The organism is Ventosimonas gracilis (assembly GCF_001580025.1).
Classification (GTDB): Bacteria; Pseudomonadota; Gammaproteobacteria; order Pseudomonadales; family Pseudomonadaceae; genus Ventosimonas; species Ventosimonas gracilis.
In genome coordinates this window covers 25,198-44,453 of record NZ_LSZO01000188.1, presented here as the reverse complement: position 1 = coordinate 44,453, position 19,256 = coordinate 25,198, and the positions used below count along the sequence as shown (strand labels likewise).

At 57.4% G+C, this 19,256-nt stretch carries 16 protein-coding genes and 1 tRNA gene; 9 read left to right on the top strand and 8 right to left on the bottom strand.

Annotation, left to right across the window (positions count from 1 at the left end; genetic code table 11):
* Positions 1-4 precede the first annotated feature (4 nt).
* From AXE65_RS10730 to AXE65_RS10720, 3 genes are all read right to left on the bottom strand, one after another.
* Positions 5-1,750, bottom strand: coding sequence for a cyclic-di-GMP receptor FimW-related protein (locus AXE65_RS10730; protein WP_068392059.1), 1,746 nt, complete (start codon positions 1,748-1,750; stop codon positions 5-7).
* 106 nt (positions 1,751-1,856) lie between these two features.
* The gene (gene asd, locus AXE65_RS10725; protein ID WP_068392120.1) at positions 1,857-2,711 is read right to left on the bottom strand and encodes an archaetidylserine decarboxylase; all 855 of its coding nucleotides are present in this window, start codon (positions 2,709-2,711) and stop codon (positions 1,857-1,859) included.
* Positions 2,712-2,726: 15 nt separating this feature from the next.
* Positions 2,727-3,521: a rhodanese-like domain-containing protein gene (locus tag AXE65_RS10720; protein ID WP_068392118.1), complete on the bottom strand. Its 795-nt coding sequence runs from the start codon at positions 3,519-3,521 to the stop codon at positions 2,727-2,729.
* Between the two features lie 92 nt (positions 3,522-3,613).
* Between AXE65_RS10720 and AXE65_RS10715 the strand changes: the two genes are divergently transcribed.
* Complete coding sequence (locus AXE65_RS10715) at positions 3,614-4,330, top strand: 16S rRNA (uracil(1498)-N(3))-methyltransferase (RefSeq protein WP_068392056.1); 717 nt, start codon at positions 3,614-3,616, stop codon at positions 4,328-4,330.
* A gap of 114 nt (positions 4,331-4,444) precedes the next feature.
* Positions 4,445-5,569, top strand: coding sequence for a choline metabolism transcriptional regulator GbdR (gbdR, locus tag AXE65_RS10710; RefSeq protein ID WP_079214141.1), 1,125 nt, complete (start codon positions 4,445-4,447; stop codon positions 5,567-5,569).
* Between the two features lie 40 nt (positions 5,570-5,609).
* On the opposite strand, the gene infB is transcribed toward gbdR, so the two are convergent.
* From infB to AXE65_RS10690, 4 genes are all read right to left on the bottom strand, one after another.
* On the bottom strand, positions 5,610-8,207 hold the full coding sequence (infB, locus tag AXE65_RS10705; protein ID WP_068392054.1) for a translation initiation factor IF-2: 2,598 nt from the start codon (positions 8,205-8,207) through the stop codon (positions 5,610-5,612).
* 26 nt (positions 8,208-8,233) lie between these two features.
* Positions 8,234-9,715: a transcription termination factor NusA gene (nusA, locus tag AXE65_RS10700; protein ID WP_068392051.1), complete on the bottom strand. Its 1,482-nt coding sequence runs from the start codon at positions 9,713-9,715 to the stop codon at positions 8,234-8,236.
* A gap of 58 nt (positions 9,716-9,773) precedes the next feature.
* The gene (gene rimP / locus AXE65_RS10695) at positions 9,774-10,235 is read right to left on the bottom strand and encodes a ribosome maturation factor RimP (protein WP_068392048.1); all 462 of its coding nucleotides are present in this window, start codon (positions 10,233-10,235) and stop codon (positions 9,774-9,776) included.
* A 154-nt stretch (positions 10,236-10,389) separates the two neighbouring features.
* Positions 10,390-10,466 (bottom strand) — tRNA-Met (locus tag AXE65_RS10690).
* A 257-nt stretch (positions 10,467-10,723) separates the two neighbouring features.
* Here AXE65_RS10690 and AXE65_RS10685 point away from each other — a divergent pair.
* The 6 genes from AXE65_RS10685 to AXE65_RS10660 all read left to right on the top strand — a co-directional run bounded on the left by AXE65_RS10685 (position 10,724) and on the right by AXE65_RS10660 (position 17,185).
* Entirely contained in the window at positions 10,724-12,124 is a 1,401-nt protein-coding gene (locus AXE65_RS10685) for an FAD-dependent oxidoreductase (protein WP_068392045.1), read from the top strand.
* Entirely contained in the window at positions 12,125-12,997 is an 873-nt protein-coding gene (gene prmA, locus AXE65_RS10680; RefSeq protein ID WP_068392042.1) for a 50S ribosomal protein L11 methyltransferase, read from the top strand.
* A 280-nt stretch (positions 12,998-13,277) separates the two neighbouring features.
* Positions 13,278-14,465, top strand: coding sequence for a quaternary amine ABC transporter ATP-binding protein (locus AXE65_RS10675; protein ID WP_068392039.1), 1,188 nt, complete (start codon positions 13,278-13,280; stop codon positions 14,463-14,465).
* On the top strand, positions 14,462-15,358 hold the full coding sequence (locus AXE65_RS10670; RefSeq protein WP_068392037.1) for an ABC transporter permease: 897 nt from the start codon (positions 14,462-14,464) through the stop codon (positions 15,356-15,358). Before AXE65_RS10675 ends, AXE65_RS10670 begins: the two co-directional genes overlap by 4 nt.
* A gap of 15 nt (positions 15,359-15,373) precedes the next feature.
* Positions 15,374-16,315 carry a choline ABC transporter substrate-binding protein gene (choX, locus tag AXE65_RS10665; RefSeq protein ID WP_068392034.1) on the top strand — a complete coding sequence of 314 codons (942 nt, stop codon included), beginning with the start codon at positions 15,374-15,376 and terminating at the stop codon, positions 16,313-16,315.
* Positions 16,316-16,330: 15 nt separating this feature from the next.
* Positions 16,331-17,185: a glycine betaine ABC transporter substrate-binding protein gene (locus AXE65_RS10660; RefSeq protein WP_068392032.1), complete on the top strand. Its 855-nt coding sequence runs from the start codon at positions 16,331-16,333 to the stop codon at positions 17,183-17,185.
* A 32-nt stretch (positions 17,186-17,217) separates the two neighbouring features.
* On the opposite strand, the gene AXE65_RS10655 is transcribed toward AXE65_RS10660, so the two are convergent.
* Complete coding sequence (locus AXE65_RS10655) at positions 17,218-18,237, bottom strand: YeiH family protein (protein WP_068392027.1); 1,020 nt, start codon at positions 18,235-18,237, stop codon at positions 17,218-17,220.
* A gap of 108 nt (positions 18,238-18,345) precedes the next feature.
* Between AXE65_RS10655 and AXE65_RS10650 the strand changes: the two genes are divergently transcribed.
* The gene (locus AXE65_RS10650) at positions 18,346-19,245 is read left to right on the top strand and encodes a LysR family transcriptional regulator (RefSeq protein WP_068392024.1); all 900 of its coding nucleotides are present in this window, start codon (positions 18,346-18,348) and stop codon (positions 19,243-19,245) included.
* Positions 19,246-19,256: the final 11 nt, after the last annotated feature.

Sequence of the window (19,256 nt, the reverse complement as noted above, 5' to 3'; positions counted from 1 at the left end):
AATTTTATAGGCTATCCCATAAGTTGTCAAAACTGCCCTCTTCGATGGAGGCGCTATCCGCTGCGGGCATTTTGCCCGTCGCAAGCGCAGGTTTTGCACCATCCGCCCCCAGCAAGCGGTAGGAAAATTGGTTGAAGTTAATGCTGCCCGCTTGCCAATGTTCCAGCAGCGCCAGGCTCTCTTCGCCCTCGGCGTTGATGCGCACTTGGTCACCCTGCTTAAACGGCAGACTGGGTGTAATTAGCCTGGGCGACACGATGCCATTACCGGAAGGCAGCAGTAGTGCACGCAAAAAAGGCTGCTCGAACTGGCCACTGCGTACCCGTTGCAAGGCGCATGGCAAGGCGCTGCCTGCTATGCGTTCGACGCCGACTTGAATAGCAGAACCCTCTTGCATAATCCAACTGACGCGGGCAATGGTAAAGCCCTGCTCACCGGCCTCTCGAATGCCGACCAGTTCGCCAATCGGCAACTGCGTTTCGCCTTGCCCCTGCCAAGTCAAGCAGTAGCCGCCGCTGCTGCGGTTAAGCAGTTGTTCTTGATACAGCGGGTACTGCTCCGTTTCCTCATCCGCTCCCTTTGGGGCAAAGGCAAAGTTACCGTAGCCATCGGTTAACTCTTCACCGCCTCTTACCACGCCGCCCCAAGCGTCCACTTGCGCGGCGGTATCTTGCGAAAACAAGACCGGTTTGCTCGCGCGTTGTCCCAGCAGCGATTCAAACGAACGCTCGCCCGCCAGAAAATAGTGCAGCGCGCGCAATCCCACGCACAAGGTCAGCTCGCCTTGCGCTGGACGACGCTCCCAGCGGCGTGGCGCCGGGTCGCTAAAGGCGTTCAGCAGATGTTGTAACAATGCCGGGCGAAGCATCGACGGCTCAGTCGCCGCTTGCTGCTGTTTGATAGTCGAAAGCAGCGCGCTTAAGTTAATGCCCAGCAGGCCATCTGTTTCACCTTCTGCCAACAAGGAGCGGTAGCAGGGCGGTTGGTCACGTTTGAGCGATACCACAAACAGGCTGCTTTGCGCGTGCGCCGCTTGCGGTTTGACGCGCGAAACCCAAGTTTCCAGCGCTCCCAACAACGGCGCGATGCTCGCCTGATGCAGTTGGTTGGTACGTGCGCCGCCCAGCAGCACGGCCGTTAGCCAGGTCTGCTCAATGGAAATTTCCTCCAACTGGCTTTGCGGGTCGCTCTGCGGTGCTTGTTGCAGGCCAAATTTGCAGGCCGTTTGATACAGGCCATGTAGCTCCAACCACAGGCCATCGGCTGGCGCTTGGTGCAATTGGCAACTGCGCAAGAGCAATGCACGCAGCGTATGGCAAGTCCGTTGCAAGGCGAGGCTGAGTACTTTGAGATTGCGCTTTATATTGCCCGCTTGTGCTTGCGAGACAATAATCAGCTTGTAACCCACGGCGAGACGTTCTTGCAGGGACTGGCACAGCTTGGCGATTTGCTGGGCGCGTTTATCCAGCACCAGCGGTTGGTTAAGCAGAGTAGGTTCTAGTTGCTGGCATAGATAAAACACTTCGCCGCGCAGCAGTTCAAGCAGCTCCAAACGGTTCTCAAAGGGTGTTGCCAGTTGATTCAGTTCTAGCAAGGCTTTATAGACTTGCTTGGCCATTTCGCCCAAATTGGCTTTGGGCAGGGTTTTCAGCCAGCGAGCTAAACCCTTTGGCGTGGAGTCGCAAAAAGACAGTCGTGGCTGGCTGGGGTTCGCGGCAGGCAGAAATGATCGCGTGGTTTGGCCTTCCATAAACGCTCCAAAATTCTAAGTGATTGAGGTAGTGCTTTTGCAAGGCATCCTGCCTTCAAGCGAGTATTGCGCGCAAGACTTATGCCCGCTTGGGGTATATCAACGCTTAGCGGCAACTGCCCAGCCGCTGTCCCATGCGCACCTTACTGCCGGCGCCAAGTTCGCCGCTCCAATCCACCTGCTGCTGCTCGCCAAACAGCAAGATGACGGTTGAACCTAAGCGAAATCTACCAAGTTCCGTGCCCGCTTGCAGATGAATCGGGCCATCGTAGCTAAAGCGTTTGACCTGCCGCTTAACTGGGGCGACAAGCCCTGCCCAGACGGTTTCCATCGACGCGACAATCATTGCGCCGACCAAAACCAGCGCCATTTTTCCGCAGGCTGTATCAAAAATACACACCAGCCGTTCGTTACGCGCGAATAAATCCGGTACGGCGCTGGCGGTTAAGGGATTCACGGAAAACAGCTTGCCCGGCACATAAATCATCTCGCGCAAGGTGCCGTCTATCGGCATGTGCACGCGGTGATAGTCGCGCGGCGACAGATAAACCGTGGCAAAGCGACCATTTAAGAAAGGCGCCGCGCGCGCGCTATCGCCGCCCAGCAAGGCAAGGGTGCTAAAACTGTGGCCTTTAGCCTGAAACACCCGCCCATGCCCGATCTCGCCCATCTGGCTAACCGCGCCATCGGCCGGACAGAGTATCGCCCCGGGCGTTTCATCAAGCGGCCTTGCATCAGGCTTTAAGGCGCGGGTAAAGAAGGCGTTGAAGCTATCAAAGGCGAGCGGGTCTTCAATCTGCGCCTCGCGCATATCGACCTGATAACGGCGGACAAACCAGCCAATCAGGCGGTTTTTTAGCCAAGGTGCGCGGGCTTCGGCGAGCAAGCCGACCAGCCTCGACAATAAATGCTGCGGCATTACATATTGGACAAGGATAAACAGCCGGTCTTTTAGCGGCATTTCGTTCATGGCAGGCTAGCTCTCAATCGGTGTGTCGGCACGGCTGCCCCACTCGGCCCAAGAGCCGGGGTAGGCTTTAATCCGTGGAAAGTTAAGCGAACGGGCGAGTAGATAGGTAAAACCGGAGCGGTGGTGGGTTTGGCAGTGGGTGATGACTTGCTTGTCTTCGGTGATGCCAAGCGCACCAAGCCGCTCGCTGATGTCGACGCGGATACGTAACGAGCGCTCCCTGTCCATACCCGCCGTCCATTCAAAATGCACAGCAGTGGGGATATGCCCACTGTGGTATTCCGCTGCCGAGCGGGCATCCCAAATCACTAAATCTTCTGCATGCAGGCGGCTTTTGATGTAGTTGCAATCGGCGCTTGGCGCATCACACAAGGTTAAAGCGGCGCGCCTTACATGCGCCGCGGGAAGCTCTTGTGACAGCGGCAAGCCTTCATCCAGCCAAGCTGGTAAGCCGCCGTTTAAATAGTGCATACGTTTATGACCGATCAGATCCAAAAGCCAGATAAAACGCCCAGCCCAGCCACCGCCTTCATCGTCATAGACCAGATACACCGCATCCTGGTGATGCCCCAATTCGCCAAACAGTTGCGAAAGTTGCAAAAGCTCTGGTGCAAGCCCCGGCGCAGGCGGCGTACCGCGCTGGGTACGCTTGGGATCAAGCCAACGTGCGCCCGGCAAGTGGCCTTGCTGGTAACGCAGCGCACTGCATAAATCGACCACAATCAGATTGGGCGCTTGGAGATAAGGCAATATCTGCAAGGGCTCAACCACCAGCGGTAGGTCATCGGGAACAGCCAGCATGCAAAGCACCAACCTGGAAAAAGAGCGCCGATTATAGCCTTGCACAAGACTTTATGTTTTGCGCCAATAAGGCACTTTTAAGGAGAGCTTTGATGCGCCTGCCCCGTTTGTTTATCGATAAGCCACTGTCGCTGGGCGTGCATACATTGCCCGCAGACCGCGCCCATTACTTAAGTCGCGTGCTGCGCCGCCGCGCTTTCGATGCGGTGCAGTTGTTTGACGGCAGCGGCTTTGAGTATTTGGGTGAACTGACGCCATCTAGCAAAAGCTTGCAGGTGGCGCTTAAGCAATGCCTGCCTGGACTTGCCCGTGAAAAGCTCGCCATTCATCTGGGGCAAGGTTTGTCGCGCGGCGAGCGGATGGACTGGGTGATACAAAAAGCCACCGAACTCGGCGCAAGCAGCATCACACCGATTATTAGCGAGCGCTGCGAAGTGCAGCTTAAAGGCGAGCGTAGTGAAAAACGCTTAGGTCACTGGCGGCAAATCGCCATCAGCGCCTGCGAACAGTGCGGGCGCTCATATTTGCCGCAGATCAACCCGCCGCAGCCACTCAAATCCTGGCTTGCCGAAACGGGCGCGGATTTAAAGCTGGTACTTTCGCCGCAATCCTCCAGTGCTTTGCCTTGCACCCAGCCGGCAAGCCTTGCGTTATTGATTGGCGCAGAAGGCGGCTTGACTGAGGATGAAGTCAAAAAAGCCCAGTTGGCGGGCTTTTTGGCGCTGCGACTTGGCCCACGTATTTTGCGCACAGAAACCGCAGCCATAGCCGCGCTTGCGGTCGCGCAGCAGTGCTTCGGGGATTTTTAGTCGTCATCGGCTTAATTAAGGGCGCAAGCTGTATTGAAGGCAGGCGGCGCAAAGCGGCACAATGTCTGCGGCTTTAAAACAACAAAAGCCGCTGACCGTGAATGAGTGCGTGCCATGAACAATCCCAACAACCCCAGCAACCCGTCCCATCCCGCCGCTGACGAGGCCGACAAGGTGCAGTCCATCGGCTTTTTGTTGGTGGATAACTTCACGCTGATTTCGCTCGCCTCGGCGGTTGAACCGCTGCGCATGGCCAACCAGCTTTCCGGCCGCGAACTGTACCGCTGGCACAGTCTGAGCACGGACGGTGCGCCGGTACGCGCCAGTGACGGGCTGCAAATCACGCCGGATGCCGCGCTCGCAGACGCACCCGAGCTGCACACGGTGATTCTCTGCGGCGGCATTGATATTCAGCGAAGCGTACGCCGTGAACAACTGCTCTGGCTGCAACAACAGGCGCGGCGTGGCTTGCGCATTGGTGCAGTCTGTACCGGCAGTTGGGCGCTCGCCAAAGCAGGCCTTTTGGACGGCCATGAATGCAGCGTGCATTGGGAAATGCTGGCTTCCATGCAAGAGGCTTTTCCGCATGCACAGGTGACCACGGCGCTGTTTTCCATCGACCACGAGCGCTGCACGGCCTCCGGCGGCACTTCGCCGCTCGACATGATGCTCTATCTGATTGCAAACGAGCATGGGCGCGAGCTGGCCGCCGGTATTTCCGAGATGTTTATCTACGAGCGCATGCGCAACGCACAGGACCATCAGCGCGTGCCGCTCAAACACATGCTGGGCAGCAATCAGCCGAAATTACAGGACATCGTCGCGCTGATGGAAGCCAATCTGGAAGAGCCGATTGACCTTGATGAACTCGCGCGGTACGTCAAAGTCTCGCGCCGCCAGCTTGAGCGATTATTCCAGAAATACCTGCACTGCTCGCCATCACGCTATTACCTGAAACTGCGGCTGATTCGTGCACGGCAACTGCTTAAACAAACGCCGATGTCGATTATCGAAGTCGCTGCGGTCTGCGGTTTTATCTCCACACCGCATTTTTCCAAGTGCTACCGCGAGTATTTCGGCCTGCCGCCGCGCGACGAACGCGCAGGCCACCGGCTGGAAAAAGTGCTAAAGGCGCTGGAAACCGACGAACAGGCCGTTAGCGAGCAACCCGCCTCCTCAGCGCTGGCCGCCCTCTCCATCGCCAAAGATGAGCCTACTTTTGCCAGTGTAAGGCTTTGACATCCTCCCTCGCCCGCTTGCGGGGAGGGGCTGCGGAGGGTTACAGCGAACGCGCCACTTCGACTTTCTCGAACACTTCGATTTTGTCGCCAATTTTGACGTCGTTGTAGCTTTTAACGCCGATGCCGCATTCCATGCCGGCGCGCACTTCGGCGGCATCGTCTTTAAAGCGGCGCAGGGATTCCAGTTCGCCTTCAAAGATCACCACGTCTTCGCGCAGTACGCGAATCGGGCGGTTACGGTGGACGGTGCCTTCGATCACCATGCAGCCCGCGATTGCGCCGAATTTTGGCGAGCGGAATACGTCGCGCACTTCGGCAACGCCCAGGATGTTTTCGCGCAAATCGCTGCCCAGCATGCCGGAGAGCGCTTTTTTCACGTCGTCAATCAATTCGTAGATCACGTTGTAGTAGCGTAAATCCAGGCCTTCTTGCTCGACGATGCGCCGTGCGCCCGCATCGGCACGCACGTTAAAGCCAAACAGTACACCGCCGACTGCAAGCGCAAGATTGGCATCGCTTTCGGTAATGCCGCCTACGCCCGCGCCCAGGATGCGTACCTGCACTTCGTCGTTGCCAAGCGAGGCGAGCGAGCCTTGTAGCGCTTCCAGAGAACCGCGCACGTCCGCCTTGAGGATGACGTTGAGGGTCTTTTTCTCGTCTTGCCCCATATTCTCAAACAGGTTTTCCAGCTTGTGTGAAGCCTGTTTGGCGAGCTTGACCTCGCGGAATTTGCCTTGGCGGAACAGCGCCACTTCCCGTGCTTTGCGCTCGTCGGTGACAACGCTCATGTCATCACCGCTATCCGGTACGCCGTCCAGACCTAACACCTGCACCGGAATGGAGGGTCCTGCTTCTTTGACCGGCTTGCCGTTTTCATCGAGCAGCGCCCGCACGCGGCCAAAGTTGGAACCGGCCAAAATCATATCGCCTTGGCGCAGCGTACCGTCCTGCACAAGAATGGTGGCCACCGCGCCGCGACCTTTGTCCAGCTTGGCCTCGACCACCACGCCACGCCCTGGGGCGGCGGCCGTGGCTTTGAGTTCCAGCACTTCGGCTTGCAGCAATACGGCTTCAAGCAGCTCGTCAATGCCCGTCCCGGCTTTGGCGGAAACCGGCACAAACTGCGTATCGCCACCCCAATCTTCAGGGATGACATCGAGCGCGGCGAGGGCGTTTTTGATGTTATCGGGATTCGCTTCCGGCTTATCCATCTTGTTCAGCGCGACCACAATCGGCACACCGGCCGCCTTGGCGTGCTGCACCGCTTCAATGGTCTGCGGCATCACGCCGTCATCGGCAGCGACGACCAGAATAACGATGTCGGTCGCTTTGGCACCGCGCGCGCGCATGGCGGTAAAGGCGGCGTGGCCGGGCGTGTCGAGAAAGGTGACCATGCCGCGTTCAGTCTCGACGTGGTACGCACCGATATGCTGGGTAATGCCGCCAACTTCGCCAGCGGCCACTTTGGCGCGGCGGATGTAGTCGAGCAGCGAGGTTTTGCCATGGTCAACGTGACCCATCACGGTCACGACCGGTGCACGCGCCGTGGCTTCACCCTCGAATTTAAGCGATTCAGCCAGTTGTTCTTCCAACAGGTTGTCACTGACCAAGCGCACTTTGTGGCCTAACTCTTCGGCAACCAGTTGCGCGGTTTCTTGGTCAAGCACTTGGTTGATGGTCACTGGTGTGCCCATCTTGAACATAAATTTAACCACTTCAGCGGCTTTTACCGACATCTGCTGCGCCAGTTCGCTAACGGTGATGGTTTCACCCAAAGCGACCTCGCGCACCACTGGATTGGCGGGCGCTTGAAAGCCGTGTTGATTGCGTTTTTTGGCACGGCCTTTACCGCCGCCACGGCCGCCTCTGCGCATATCGCCGTCGTCATCCAGGCTGCGCGGGGAAACTTTGGCCGGTGTGGCGCGGTCTTTGAGCGCTCCGCGCTGCGTGGCGTTTTTCCGCTCGCCGCCGCCACGGCGTTCACCGCCGCCGTCGCGTTCGGCGCGTTCCGGCTTGCGCGGCGCTTCTTTAGGCTTGGCAGGCTTGGCGGCGCTTTCGGCGGGTTTGCGCGGCGCGACCGTAGCCGTCATGCGCGGCGCTTCGTTGCGCGCGGTTTTGTTTGCCGTTGGCTGGGCTTTGGTCTGCTCCTTGGTCTCGGTTTTTACTTCCAGCTCGGCCGCCACAACGGGTTCGGCTTCGGCTTCGGCGGCTTTGACGACGGCGGCACTGGCGGCCACGGCAGCCGCTTGCTGCTCTTGCTGCTGTCGCACCGCTTGCTCAGCGGCTAACTGTTTGGCTTTTTCTTCAGCGGCTTGCTGCGCGGCTTGTTTTTGCGCGGCGGCGGGGTCTTCGCGTTTGACAAAGGTTTTTTTCTTGCGCACTTCAACGCTAATGGTTTTGCTGCCCGCCACGCGCAGGGTGCTGGTGGTTTTGCGCTTTAACACGATTTTTTTCGGCTCTTCCACCTGCTGCCCGTGGCTGCCTTTAAGATAAGCGAGCAGCACGCCTTTTTCGCTATCGCTTACCGCTTGCTCGGCTTTGCTGTGCGAAAGGCCGGCTTCTTTCATTTGCGTCAGCAGGCGCTCTACGGGTGCGCCGACTTCTTCGGCCAGTTGTCTTACGGTCACTTGCGACATCAGTACTCTCTCCTCGCCCGCCTGTTTTATTCAAACCAATGTGCCCGGGCGGCCATAATCAGTTTGCCTGCTTGTTCGGCATCAACGCCTTCAATATCCAGCAGGTCATCAATCGATTGCTCGGCGAGGTCTTCGCGCGTTTGCACGCCGCGTAGCGCCAGTTCCTGTGCCAAGCTTTGCTGCATGCCGTCAAGTGCCAGCAAGTCTTCGGCGGGCTGCGCTTCGCTGCGTTTTTCTTCGCTGGCAATGGCATGAGTCAATAGACGGTCTTTGGCGCGGGTGCGCAGCTCGCCGACGATTTCTTCATCAAAACCGTCGATGCTGAGCATTTCTTCCATCGGCACGTAGGCGACTTCTTCCAGGCTGGAGAAGCCTTCTTCGACCAGCACTTGCGCCAGCTCTTCATCCACGCCCAGTTCATCGATAAAGCGCTGCTTGATGTCGCCGCTTTCCGCCTCTTGTTTGGCGCTGATGTCGGCTTCGCTCATCACGTTGAGCGTCCAGCCGGTCAGTTGGCTGGCGAGACGCACGTTTTGCCCGCCGCGACCAATGGCTTGTGCCAAATTGCCTTCGGCGACGGCAATGTCCATGCAGTGGCTGTCTTCGTCCACGATAATCGCCGCGACTTCCGCCGGTGACATGGCGTTGATGACGAACTGCGCCGGGTTATCGTCCCACAGCACAATGTCCACACGCTCGCCGCCCAGTTCGCCGGAAACCGCCTGTACGCGTGAGCCGCGCATGCCGATGCAGGCACCTTGCGGGTCAATCCGTTTGTCTTTGGCGCGCACGGCGAGCTTGGCGCGCACGCCCGGATCACGCGATGCGCCCATCACTTCAATCATGCCTTCGGCGATTTCCGGCACTTCGACGCGAAACAGTTCAATCAGCATCTCCGGCGCGGTACGTGAGAGGATAAGCTGCGGGCCGCGGTTTTCGCTGCGGATTTCATGCAGTAGCGCACGAACCCGCGCGCCGCTACGAAATATCTCGCGCGGAATGATGTCTTCACGCGACAGGATGGCCTCGGCGTTGTTGCCCAAATCGACAATAATGTTGTCGCGCGTGACCTTTTTTACCGTGCCGGAAATAATCTCGCCCAACCGGTCGCGGTAGGCATCGACCACCTGGGCGCGTTCGGCCTCGCGCACTTTTTGCACTATGACTTGCTTTGCGGTCTGCGCGGCGATGCGGCCAAATTCGATGGATTCAATCGGCTCTTCCAGCACATCGCCGATTTTGGCATCTTCTTTGCGTTTTTTTGCCTCGCTTTCGGTGATTTCCTGTGCGCCGTCATCCAGCTCACCATCGGCGACCACGGTAAAACGGCGGAAGGTGCTGTAGCTGCCGTTTTGCCGGTTAATGGCAACGCGCAAATCCACTTCTTCATCAAAGCGCTTTTTCGTCGCCAGGGCGAGCGCCAGCTCCAGCGCCTCAAAAATCGCCTCCGGCGGTACGCCTTTTTCGTTGGAGACGGACTCCACTACCAGCAGTACTTCCTTACTCATCGTTACGCCTCATCGTTTCTCGCCAGCCGTTGCCACTGGCAGCGCATGCAATAAAAATTCAATCAAAAGCGGGGATCACATTGGCTTTATCGATTGAAACCAAGGGCAAATACCAGTTTTGCCCCTCTACCCCAATAACCTGCACCGCTTCATCATTGGCCGCCCTAATCACGCCTTGCAGATTGCGCCGCCCATCGAGAGGGGCGGTCAAGCGGATTTTGACCTCGCTGCCCACATAGGCGGCAAACTGCGCCGCGTTAAATAGCGGGCGATCCATACCAGGGGAGGAGACTTCGAGGTTGTACTCGCCGCTAATCGGGTCTTCCACATCCAAAACGGCGCTGATTTGCCTACTGACTGCCTCGCAGTCTTCCACTGCAATGCCATTTTCGTGGTCGATATAAACACGCAAAAGCGAGTGGCGACCTTGTGCCAAAAACTCAATACCCCAGCACTGATAACCCAGCGACTCAACTACAGGTGCCAATAATTCGTGTAACTTATCCAGTCGGCTGGACATTGCTTGTCCTCAATCGGCCGTGCTTAAAAACAAAAAAAGGGCGCTTAGCCCATCCCGTCACCGCTTGGGAGCTTTCTCTGGACGGACGGTACTTCCCAAGATACCGCCCCGCCAGCAAAAAGCCCCTGAAAAGGGGCTTTTTACGAGACTTACATGGTTGCGGGGGCTGGATTTGAACCAACGACCTTCGGGTTATGAGCCCGACGAGCTACCAGACTGCTCCACCCCGCGTCAAAAGCAGGGCATGGAGTATATATAAAGAAAGCCGCGCAGTCAATGAAAAGTCTTTTAGAATTGCGCTCACCTGCCCTCTCCCGCTCTCCCAACAGAGGGGAGTTTGTCTGCCCACCGCACAGTACCCGCTTTCTCCCCTCCCCCGCCTGCGGGAGAGGAGGCGCTGGAGAGGGCAAGAGGGTTGCAGTCTTTTGTAAGGCCGTGTCTTTTCGCAACTATCCCGTTGATTAGCCTTAAGTTTGGAGAGTTTCCCAATGAGCAGCGATTTTCAATTTATCGAGGTCAGGCGCAACGAACCGCAGAAAAAATCCCTAAGCGAGCGGCAAACGGGTTTTGTCGAAATCTACCAAGGCTTTAACCAGAGCCAGGCCGGTGAGCAGGCCGGGCGCTGCCTTTCCTGTGGTAATCCTTACTGCGAGTGGAAGTGTCCGGTACATAACTTCATCCCCAACTGGTTGGAGTTAATTGCTGAGGGCAAGATTTTGGCGGCAGCGGAACTATCCCACCAAACCAATAGCCTGCCGGAAGTGTGCGGGCGCGTTTGCCCGCAAGACCGCCTGTGCGAGGGAGCTTGCACGCTGGGCGAGGGTTTTGGTGCCGTGACCATCGGTGCGCTGGAAAAATACATCAGCGAAACTGCTTTTGCCTTGGGCTGGAAGCCGGATATGTCCGCCATCGTACCAAGCGGCAAGCGCGTGGCCATTATTGGCGCGGGGCCGGCCGGTTTGGGCTGCGCCGATGTGCTCGTGCGTAGCGGGGTTACGCCAGTGGTGTTTGACCGCCAGCCTGAAATCGGCGGGCTACTCACCTTTGGCATTCCCGAATTCAAGCTGGAAAAAAGCGTGATGACCCGTCGCCGCGAGATTTTCTTGCAGATGGGCATTGAATTTCGCCTCAATACCGAAGTCGGCAAAGATATTGCACTTGAACAACTGCTGAATGAGTACGACGCCGTATTTATGGGCATGGGTACTTACCGCTATATGAAAGGCGGCTTCCCCGGTGAGACCTTGCCGGGCGTGGTGGACGCGCTCGATTACTTGGTCGCCAACGTTAATCGCAACCTGGGCTTTGCCGAAGGCTGTATCGATTTTGCGGGTAAGCATGTCGTTGTGCTGGGCGGCGGCGATACCGCGATGGACTGCACGCGTACCGCCATTCGCCAAGGCGCAAAGAGCGTCACCTGCGCTTATCGGCGTGATGAAGCCAATATGCCCGGCTCCAAGCGCGAGGTGCAAAACGCCAAAGAAGAAGGCGTGCAGTTTTTATTTAACCGCCAGCCGCTCGCCATTATTGGCAATAAAAGCGGTGTAAGCCACGTGCAATTGGTAGAAACCCGCTTGGGCGAGGCCGATGCCCGTGGCCGCCATTATCCCGAGGTTATCGAAGGCAGCGAGCAAACCTTGGCCGCCGATGCGGTAGTGATTGCCTTTGGCTTTCGCCCAAGCCCGGCGGATTGGTTTGAGCCTTCTGGCATTCGCACCGATAAAGAAGGCCGCGTACTCGCTCCGGTCTGTGGCCGCTTTGCCCATCAAACCAGCCATCCAAAGATTTTTGCCGGTGGTGATATGGTGCGCGGCTCAGACCTCGTCGTCACTGCCATCTTTGAAGGGCGCAAAGCCGCTGAGAGCATCTTGACTTATTTGGAGATTTAAATGCCCTGGTTACAACTGCGCGTCGCCGTCACCCCACAGCAGGCGGCGCGTTTGGAGCAAGCGCTGGAAGGTTTTGGCGCACTTTCCGTCACCCTGATGGATGCCGCTGACCAGCCGATTTTTGAGCCAGAGTTAGGCACCACACCACTCTGGCAACAGAGCGAATTGCTCGCGCTGTTTGAGGCCGAAGCCGACCAGCATTCGCTGCGCGAGCAATTAAAGCAACTGGATAACAGCCTTAAGCCGCAGTTTGAGCATTTGCCCGACCAAGACTGGCAGCGCCACTGTATGGATAGCTTTAAGCCGCTCAAAATCGGCAAAAAACTGTGGATTGTACCGAGCTGGCACCAGCCGCCAGAACCAGGCGCGCTGAATTTACTGCTTGACCCGGGGCTTGCCTTTGGCACCGGCAGCCATCCGACTACCGCGCTCTGTTTGCAGTATCTGGAAGCAGCTGTTTTGGCAGGTCGCCGCGTACTGGATTTTGGCTGCGGCTCCGGCATTCTTGCGCTGGCCGCGCTGCTGCTCGGCGCGCGCGAAGTGATCGGCACCGATATTGACCCGCAAGCGCTTGCAGCCACCAAGGATAATGCGCAGCGCAATGGCCTGAACGATGAGCGCCTTAAGCTCTATCTGCCGGAACAACTGCCCACTGAAAAAGTGGATGTGCTGATTGCCAATATACTCGCGGCGCCTTTGCAACAACTGGCCGGGCAATTTGCCCAATTTTTGCCCTCCAGCGGCAAAATCGCGCTGTCCGGCATTCTCGCCGAACAAGCCGAAGCGGTGCTTGATGCTTACTCTCAAGACTTTGAGATGGCAGCCCCGCTCGAACAAGACGGCTGGATACTGCTTTACGGCACAAGAAAATAGCCTGCCCTCTCCCGCAAGCGTTTCAATAAGCCCGTTGCGCTTGCGTTTAAAATGCGACCAGATGTCGCTAGCCGTCATACAAAAGGTCGCTGGCGGGCAATTGCCCGATCGTTAAAGCTCTACCCTTGAGCCACCCTATTGACGCCGCCAACGTACCGGCCACAAGCCCAAACGTCAGCAGGCAGCGTTAGCGCCTTTAAAAAAATCAGACGAAAGGGCTAATTTACCTGCAACAGCAGTCCGCTTAACAACAGCCATAACAAGGAAAGGATGCACACGCATGCACTCTGGAAAAATCGTGGTGCAAAACCTGTACAAGGTCTTTGGCTCCGAACCGAAAGAGGCCATTGACTTGCTCCGGCAAGGCTGGAGCAAGGAGAAAATCCTCGCCGAACGTGGCGCGGTCATTGGCGTCAGTGATGCCTCATTCAGCGTCGAAGAAGGCGAGATTTTCGTGCTGATGGGGCTGTCCGGCTCCGGCAAGTCCACGCTCATCCGCCTGATTAACCGGCTGATTGAGCCTTCCGCCGGGGATGTGTTTATCGACGGGCAAAACGTCGCCAAACTCTCGCAAAAAGCTCTGGTGGATTTGCGCCGCCGCGATATGAGCATGGTCTTTCAATCCTTCGCCCTGATGCCGACGCGCCGCGTGCTGGATAACGCCGCCTTTGGCCTTGAGGTCGCCGGCATGCCTCGCCGCGAGCGCGAAGCGCGGGCGATGGAAGTGCTTGCGCAAGTGGGCCTTGATACCTTTGCCGATAAATACCCGCATGAGCTTTCCGGCGGTATGCAGCAGCGCGTGGGACTGGCGCGGGCGCTGGCGGTTAATCCGTCAATGATCATCATGGACGAGGCGTTTTCTGCGCTCGACCCGCTCAAGCGCCGTGAAATGCAGGATGTTTTGCTGGATTTACAGCGCAAACAGCAGCGCACCATTATTTTTGTCTCGCACGATATTGAAGAAGCCATGCGCATCGGCAGCCGTATCGGCATTATGGAAGGCGGCGTGTTGGTGCAAATCGGCACGCCACAGGAACTGATCCAAAATCCGGCCAATGACTATGTGCGCGCGTTTTTCAGCACCATCGACACCAGTCGCTACCTCACCGCAAGGCAGCTTTGTGAAGACAACGTGCCGCTTTTTATCGAGAGCGGCGTTAGCCTGGATGCGCCCACCGTGCGCGGCGCTCTGCAAGCGCAGGGCAAACACTACGGCTTTGTGCTGGATGCAGAAAAACAGCTCAAAGCCGCCGTTAGCCTCGAAACCATCGCCCTCGCTGCGGATGCGCCGAATGCCAACTGGCAAAGCCCGTGCACGCCGATCAAGCAGAACCTGCCACTCGACCAAGTGATTGCCAAGCTGGTGCAAAGCGAAGGGCCTTTGCCGGTGATCGATGAACAAGGGCGCTACTGCGGCGCTATCAGCAAGCGTCATCTGTTAAGCCAATTGCGTGGAGAAGCCGCATGAAAAAATGGGATATAGGCCAGTGGGTCAACCATTTTGTCGAATATCTGCAAGAAAACCACGGCGCGGCCTTTGATTGGTTCGGCGGCTTGATTAACGGCTTTTCCGGCACCGTCGAACAGCTCTTGATGTGGCCGCCCGCCTGGCTGATGGTCACGCTATTTGCCCTGCTCGCGCTATGGCGAGTCGGCGCGGGCTTTGCCCTGTTTACCGCAGCGGCGCTGAGCACCATCGTGCTGACCGAATTTTGGCCGCAAACCGTGGTCACTTTGGGGCTGACTTTTTCTTCGACCTTAATCAGCCTGCTGCTGGGTATCCCGCTTGGGATTTGGGCCGGACGCAGCGAGCGCGTGGCCACTGTGATTCGCCCCATGCTGGACTTTATGCAGACCATGCCCGCCTTCGTCTACCTGATACCGGCGGCGATGTTCTTTGGCCTTGGCCGCGTACCCGGCATTATCGCAACCGTCGTATTCGCCATGCCGCCTGCGGTGCGCCTGACCAGTTTGGGCATTCGTCAAGTCAATAAAGAAATCGTCGAAGCCGGACAATCCTTCGGCTGCAACGCCCTGCAACTGCTGATGAAAGTACAGCTTCCCAACGCGCTGCCGTCGATTATGGCAGGCGTTAACCAAACGCTGATGATGGCGCTGTCGATGGTCATCATTGCCTCGATGGTCGGCGCAGGCGGATTGGGTAACGAAGTGCTCGCCAGCATCCAGCGCCTCGACGTGGGGCTTGGCTTTGAAAGCGGCATGGCGGTCGTGCTGCTCGCCATTATTCTCGACCGCATCACCGAAAGTTTCGGCACGCCGCAGCCAGGTACCAGCTTCTTCAGCCGGCTGTTTAGCCGCATGCAAAGCGCGCCATCCCCTGCGCAAAGCTCGCACTCATAAAAAAGGAAAACCCCTATGAAAACAATAATCAAACACAGCGCGCTACTGGCGTTGTTATTCACCGGCACGGCCACCGCGGCGGAACCGGCCTCCTGCCAAAGCATCCGCTTTGCCGAAGTGGGCTGGGCGGATATTGCCGCCACCACGGGCATTGCCGCCGTGATTACTGAAGGCTTGGGCTATAAACCCAGCAAAACCCTCGCCTCGGTACCCATTGCCTTTGCCGGTGTGGGCAATAAAAGCATTGATGTCTTTTTAGGCTATTGGATGCCGACGATGGACGAGATGATTGAGCCGTTTTTACAGCGCGGCACCGTCAAGGTGCTGGAAAAAGCCAATCTGGAAGGTGCCAAATACACCCTCGCCGTCCCCGCTTATACCTACGATGCCGGGCTTAAATCCTTCCAGGACCTCGCGCGTTTTAAAGACGCGCTTAACAGCAAGATTTACGCCATTGAACCCGGCAACGACGGCAACCGCGCGGTGGAAGACATGATCAAACGCAACCTGTTTGATACCAAGGGTTTTAGCCTGGTCGAATCCAGCGAGGCGGGAATGCTGGTGCAGGTACAGCGCGCGGTCAAAAAACAAGAGCCTATCGTCTTTTTGGGCTGGGAACCGCACCCCATGAATACCCAGTTCGACATCCGTTATCTGGATGGCGGTGATGAAACCCTGTTTGGCGCGGATTTTGGCGCGGCCAAAATCTGGACGGTCATCCCGCCGGACTACGAAAGCCGCTGCCCGAATATCGGCAAATTTTTAAACAACCTGCAATTTACCGTCGGCGTAGAAAGCGAGCTGATGGAAAAAATCCTCGAAAAAGAAAACCCGAACACCACCGCAGCCAACTGGCTGCGCAGCCATCCCGACTGGCTTGAGCGCTGGCTTGATGGCGTGACCGCCTTTGACGGCAGCGACGGCCTTGCGGCCGTAAAACAACATCTTGGGCTTTAACAAGGAGCATCCATCATGAAACAACCTTTGATCAAAACCCTAACCGCTGCGGCACTCGCCTTAAGCATGGGTGCAAGCGTACAGGCGGCGGACAAGCCCACACTCAAAATCGGCTATATCAATAACTGGGATGACAGCGTGGCGGTGTCCTTTGTCGCGGCGGAAATCCTGCGTGAAAAGCTTGGGTTTCCGGTCGAGATGAAACCGGTGGAACCGGCGCTGATGTGGCAAGGCGTTGCGCGTGGTGATCTGGATATATCGCTGTCCGCCTGGATGCCCGTGACCCACGGCGAGTATTCGGCCAAATTGGGCGATAAGGTCGAGATTTTAGCCAGCAATTATGTCGATGCCAAAATCGGCCTGGTCATCCCCGACTATGTGGAGGGCGTTAACAGCATCGAAGACCTCAATGCCCATGCCAAAGACTTTAACGGCGTGATTACCGGTATCGACGCAGGCGCGGGCATTATGCGCCGCACCGAAGATGCCATTAAAGAATACGACCTTAAGCTAAAACTCATGCCCTCCTCTGGCAGCGGCATGGCAACCGCGCTGGACCGCGCCATCCGCGCGAAAAAACCGGTGGTCGTCACCGGCTGGATTCCACACTGGATGTTTGCCCGCTGGTCATTGCGCTTTTTGGACGACCCCAAAGGCGTTTACGGGCAGGCCGAACATATCGACACCTTCGTCCATCCCAGCCTCGCCGAAAAAGCCCCCGATGCCCACGCCTTCCTGAAAAAACTCTCTTGGGGCGCAGCGGATGTGGGTGCGGTCATGCTTTCCATCACCGAAGGCGCAAAACCGGAACAAGCCGCCAAAGACTGGGTAAACCAGCACGCAGACCAAGTGAACAACTGGCTGCAATAAAACCACCCGCCCCTCTCCCGCGGGATGTCTGCTTACAGCAGGCCAAGAATGCCGTACAGCAGCATCCCGCCGCCCATCAGCCAGATCAATAGCAGTAGCGCCAAGCAAAACGGCTTGCTGCCAGAGCGCCACAACAGGCGCAATGGGCTGGCAAAGCCCAGCGCCGCCATTGCCATGCCAAGCAATAGGGTATCAAGCGTGTTAACTGCATGCAGTACGGCAGTCGGCAGGGTAATGACTGAATTAACCAGCACCACGGCGATAAAAGCCAAGGCAAAACCGGGCAGTTTGATGGGTCGCTTCTCGTCTGAACCGCCGCGCGAGAAGTAAAACGACAGCGCCAGCAGAAAAGGTGCGAGCAGCATCACCCGCAGCATTTTGCCAATCAGCGCCACGTCTGCCGTTTCGCGCCCGATACTCTGTGCCGTCGCCAACACTTGCGCCACTTCATGCACGGTCGCGCCAATATAAAGACCAAATCCCGCCGTGCTAGCAAAAAAGTCCCCATAAAGCTTATAGAGCAAGGGATAAAGCAAGGTCGAAAGCGTGCCGAACAGCACCACAGTCGCGATTGCCACGGTGACTTGCTCGCTGCGCGCGCGAATCACAGGCTGCGCCGCCATAATCGCCGCCGCGCCGCAAATGGCACTGCCGATGCCAATCAGCAGGCTGCTTTCAGCATCGAGTTTGAGCCAGCGAATCCCCAGCCAACAGGCGAGTAAAAAGGTCGAAAGCAGCATCAGCACATCCAGCAGCAACCCACTCAAGCCGACTTGGCCGATATCCTGCAGCGAAAGCCGCACGCCGTACAGCACCACGCCCGCCCGTAACAGCCAATGGCGGGCAAATTGAATACCGGCCCCAAGCGGCGCATGCCAAGCACCCGGCAGCAGATTGCCCGCCAGCAGACCGAACAAGATCGCCAGTGTCAATGCCGCCAAGCCGTGTGCGGCAAACCACGGGATTTGCCCAATCAGCGCCGCGATCCCGGCCAAACAGCCGCAAAAAACCAATCCAGCCCACCAATGAAACGAAACGGATAAACGACGCATGTCCCGCGCATCCTGTTCATATTAAGAACAGAAATATGCTAAAAGGGAGCCTTGTTATCTGTCCAACGGATTATTTTTGTAAAACCAATAGGTAAAACAGGTAAGGCAATGTCCCGATTACGCTTGACACTACGTCAGCTACAGAGCTTTGTCGCCGTCGCCCGGCAAGGCAGCACCTCGGGTGCGGCGCAAGCAACGGCACTTTCGCAATCGGCGACCAGCGCCGCGCTGAGCGAGTTGGAGCGCCTGCTGGGGCTTTTGTTGTTTGACCGCGTGGGCAAGCGCCTGCTGCTTAACGACAACGGCCTCGCCTTGCTGGCGCGCGCCGAAGCGCTGCTCGACGGCGCGGCCAGCATCGAGCAGATGGCAAACGACAGCGATACCCGTTCACTGCGTATCGGTGCGAGCAGCACCATCGGCAACCATATCCTGCCGCGCTTTTTGCGCAGCCTGCTGCCCGCACAGCCGCACAGCGGCAAACCGCTGCTGCGCGTGCAAATCGGCAACAGTGAAAGCATCTGCGCGGCGCTGGCGGCTTTTGAACTGGATATCGGGCTGATTGAGGGGCCCTCGCACTACAGCGAGTTACAAGCCACGCCTTGGCTCGCCGATGAACTCGTGCTGGTCGCCGCGCCGAACTTTATCAAGCTCAATACGCCACTGAATATCGATACCCTGCGCGAGGCCGTCTGGCTGCTGCGCGAGCCAGGTTCCGGCACGCGCGAGATGACCGACCAACTGTTGCTGGCGCACCTTGGGCAGTACCGGCACTGTATCGAGCTGGGCAGTTCTGAGGCGCTCTTGAATGCCGCCGCGCAAGGACTGGGACTGGCCTGCCTATCCCATTGGGTGGTGCAAAACGCGTTGCAGCAAGGACAGCTCGTGAAACTCAATACCCCATTACCGCCGCTGCGCAGGCAATGTTTTTTAGTGATACACCGACAAAAAATCATCACCGGCGCATTGCAGCACTTTATTCAACGAGCGCAAGATTGGAGCCAGCATTGACATCCTCCCTT

What these genes read in the sequence shown, in the direction of transcription:
- gbdR (WP_079214141.1), top strand. Translation starts at nt 4,445, where the DNA reads ATGAACAATCCCAACAACCCCAGCAACCCGTCCCATCCCGCCGCTGAC.
- AXE65_RS10730 (WP_068392059.1), bottom strand. Translation starts at nt 1,750, where the DNA reads ATGGAAGGCCAAACCACGCGATCATTTCTGCCTGCCGCGAACCCCAGC.
- AXE65_RS10715 (WP_068392056.1), top strand. Translation starts at nt 3,614, where the DNA reads ATGCGCCTGCCCCGTTTGTTTATCGATAAGCCACTGTCGCTGGGCGTG.
- AXE65_RS10650 (WP_068392024.1), top strand. Translation starts at nt 18,346, where the DNA reads ATGTCCCGATTACGCTTGACACTACGTCAGCTACAGAGCTTTGTCGCC.
- AXE65_RS10720 (WP_068392118.1), bottom strand. Translation starts at nt 3,521, where the DNA reads ATGCTGGCTGTTCCCGATGACCTACCGCTGGTGGTTGAGCCCTTGCAG.
- AXE65_RS10660 (WP_068392032.1), top strand. Translation starts at nt 16,331, where the DNA reads ATGAAACAACCTTTGATCAAAACCCTAACCGCTGCGGCACTCGCCTTA.
- AXE65_RS10670 (WP_068392037.1), top strand. Translation starts at nt 14,462, where the DNA reads ATGAAAAAATGGGATATAGGCCAGTGGGTCAACCATTTTGTCGAATAT.
- prmA (WP_068392042.1), top strand. Translation starts at nt 12,125, where the DNA reads ATGCCCTGGTTACAACTGCGCGTCGCCGTCACCCCACAGCAGGCGGCG.
- rimP (WP_068392048.1), bottom strand. Translation starts at nt 10,235, where the DNA reads ATGTCCAGCCGACTGGATAAGTTACACGAATTATTGGCACCTGTAGTT.
- choX (WP_068392034.1), top strand. Translation starts at nt 15,374, where the DNA reads ATGAAAACAATAATCAAACACAGCGCGCTACTGGCGTTGTTATTCACC.
- infB (WP_068392054.1), bottom strand. Translation starts at nt 8,207, where the DNA reads ATGTCGCAAGTGACCGTAAGACAACTGGCCGAAGAAGTCGGCGCACCC.
- AXE65_RS10655 (WP_068392027.1), bottom strand. Translation starts at nt 18,237, where the DNA reads ATGCGTCGTTTATCCGTTTCGTTTCATTGGTGGGCTGGATTGGTTTTT.
- AXE65_RS10675 (WP_068392039.1), top strand. Translation starts at nt 13,278, where the DNA reads ATGCACTCTGGAAAAATCGTGGTGCAAAACCTGTACAAGGTCTTTGGC.
- nusA (WP_068392051.1), bottom strand. Translation starts at nt 9,715, where the DNA reads ATGAGTAAGGAAGTACTGCTGGTAGTGGAGTCCGTCTCCAACGAAAAA.
- AXE65_RS10685 (WP_068392045.1), top strand. Translation starts at nt 10,724, where the DNA reads ATGAGCAGCGATTTTCAATTTATCGAGGTCAGGCGCAACGAACCGCAG.
- asd (WP_068392120.1), bottom strand. Translation starts at nt 2,711, where the DNA reads ATGCCGCTAAAAGACCGGCTGTTTATCCTTGTCCAATATGTAATGCCG.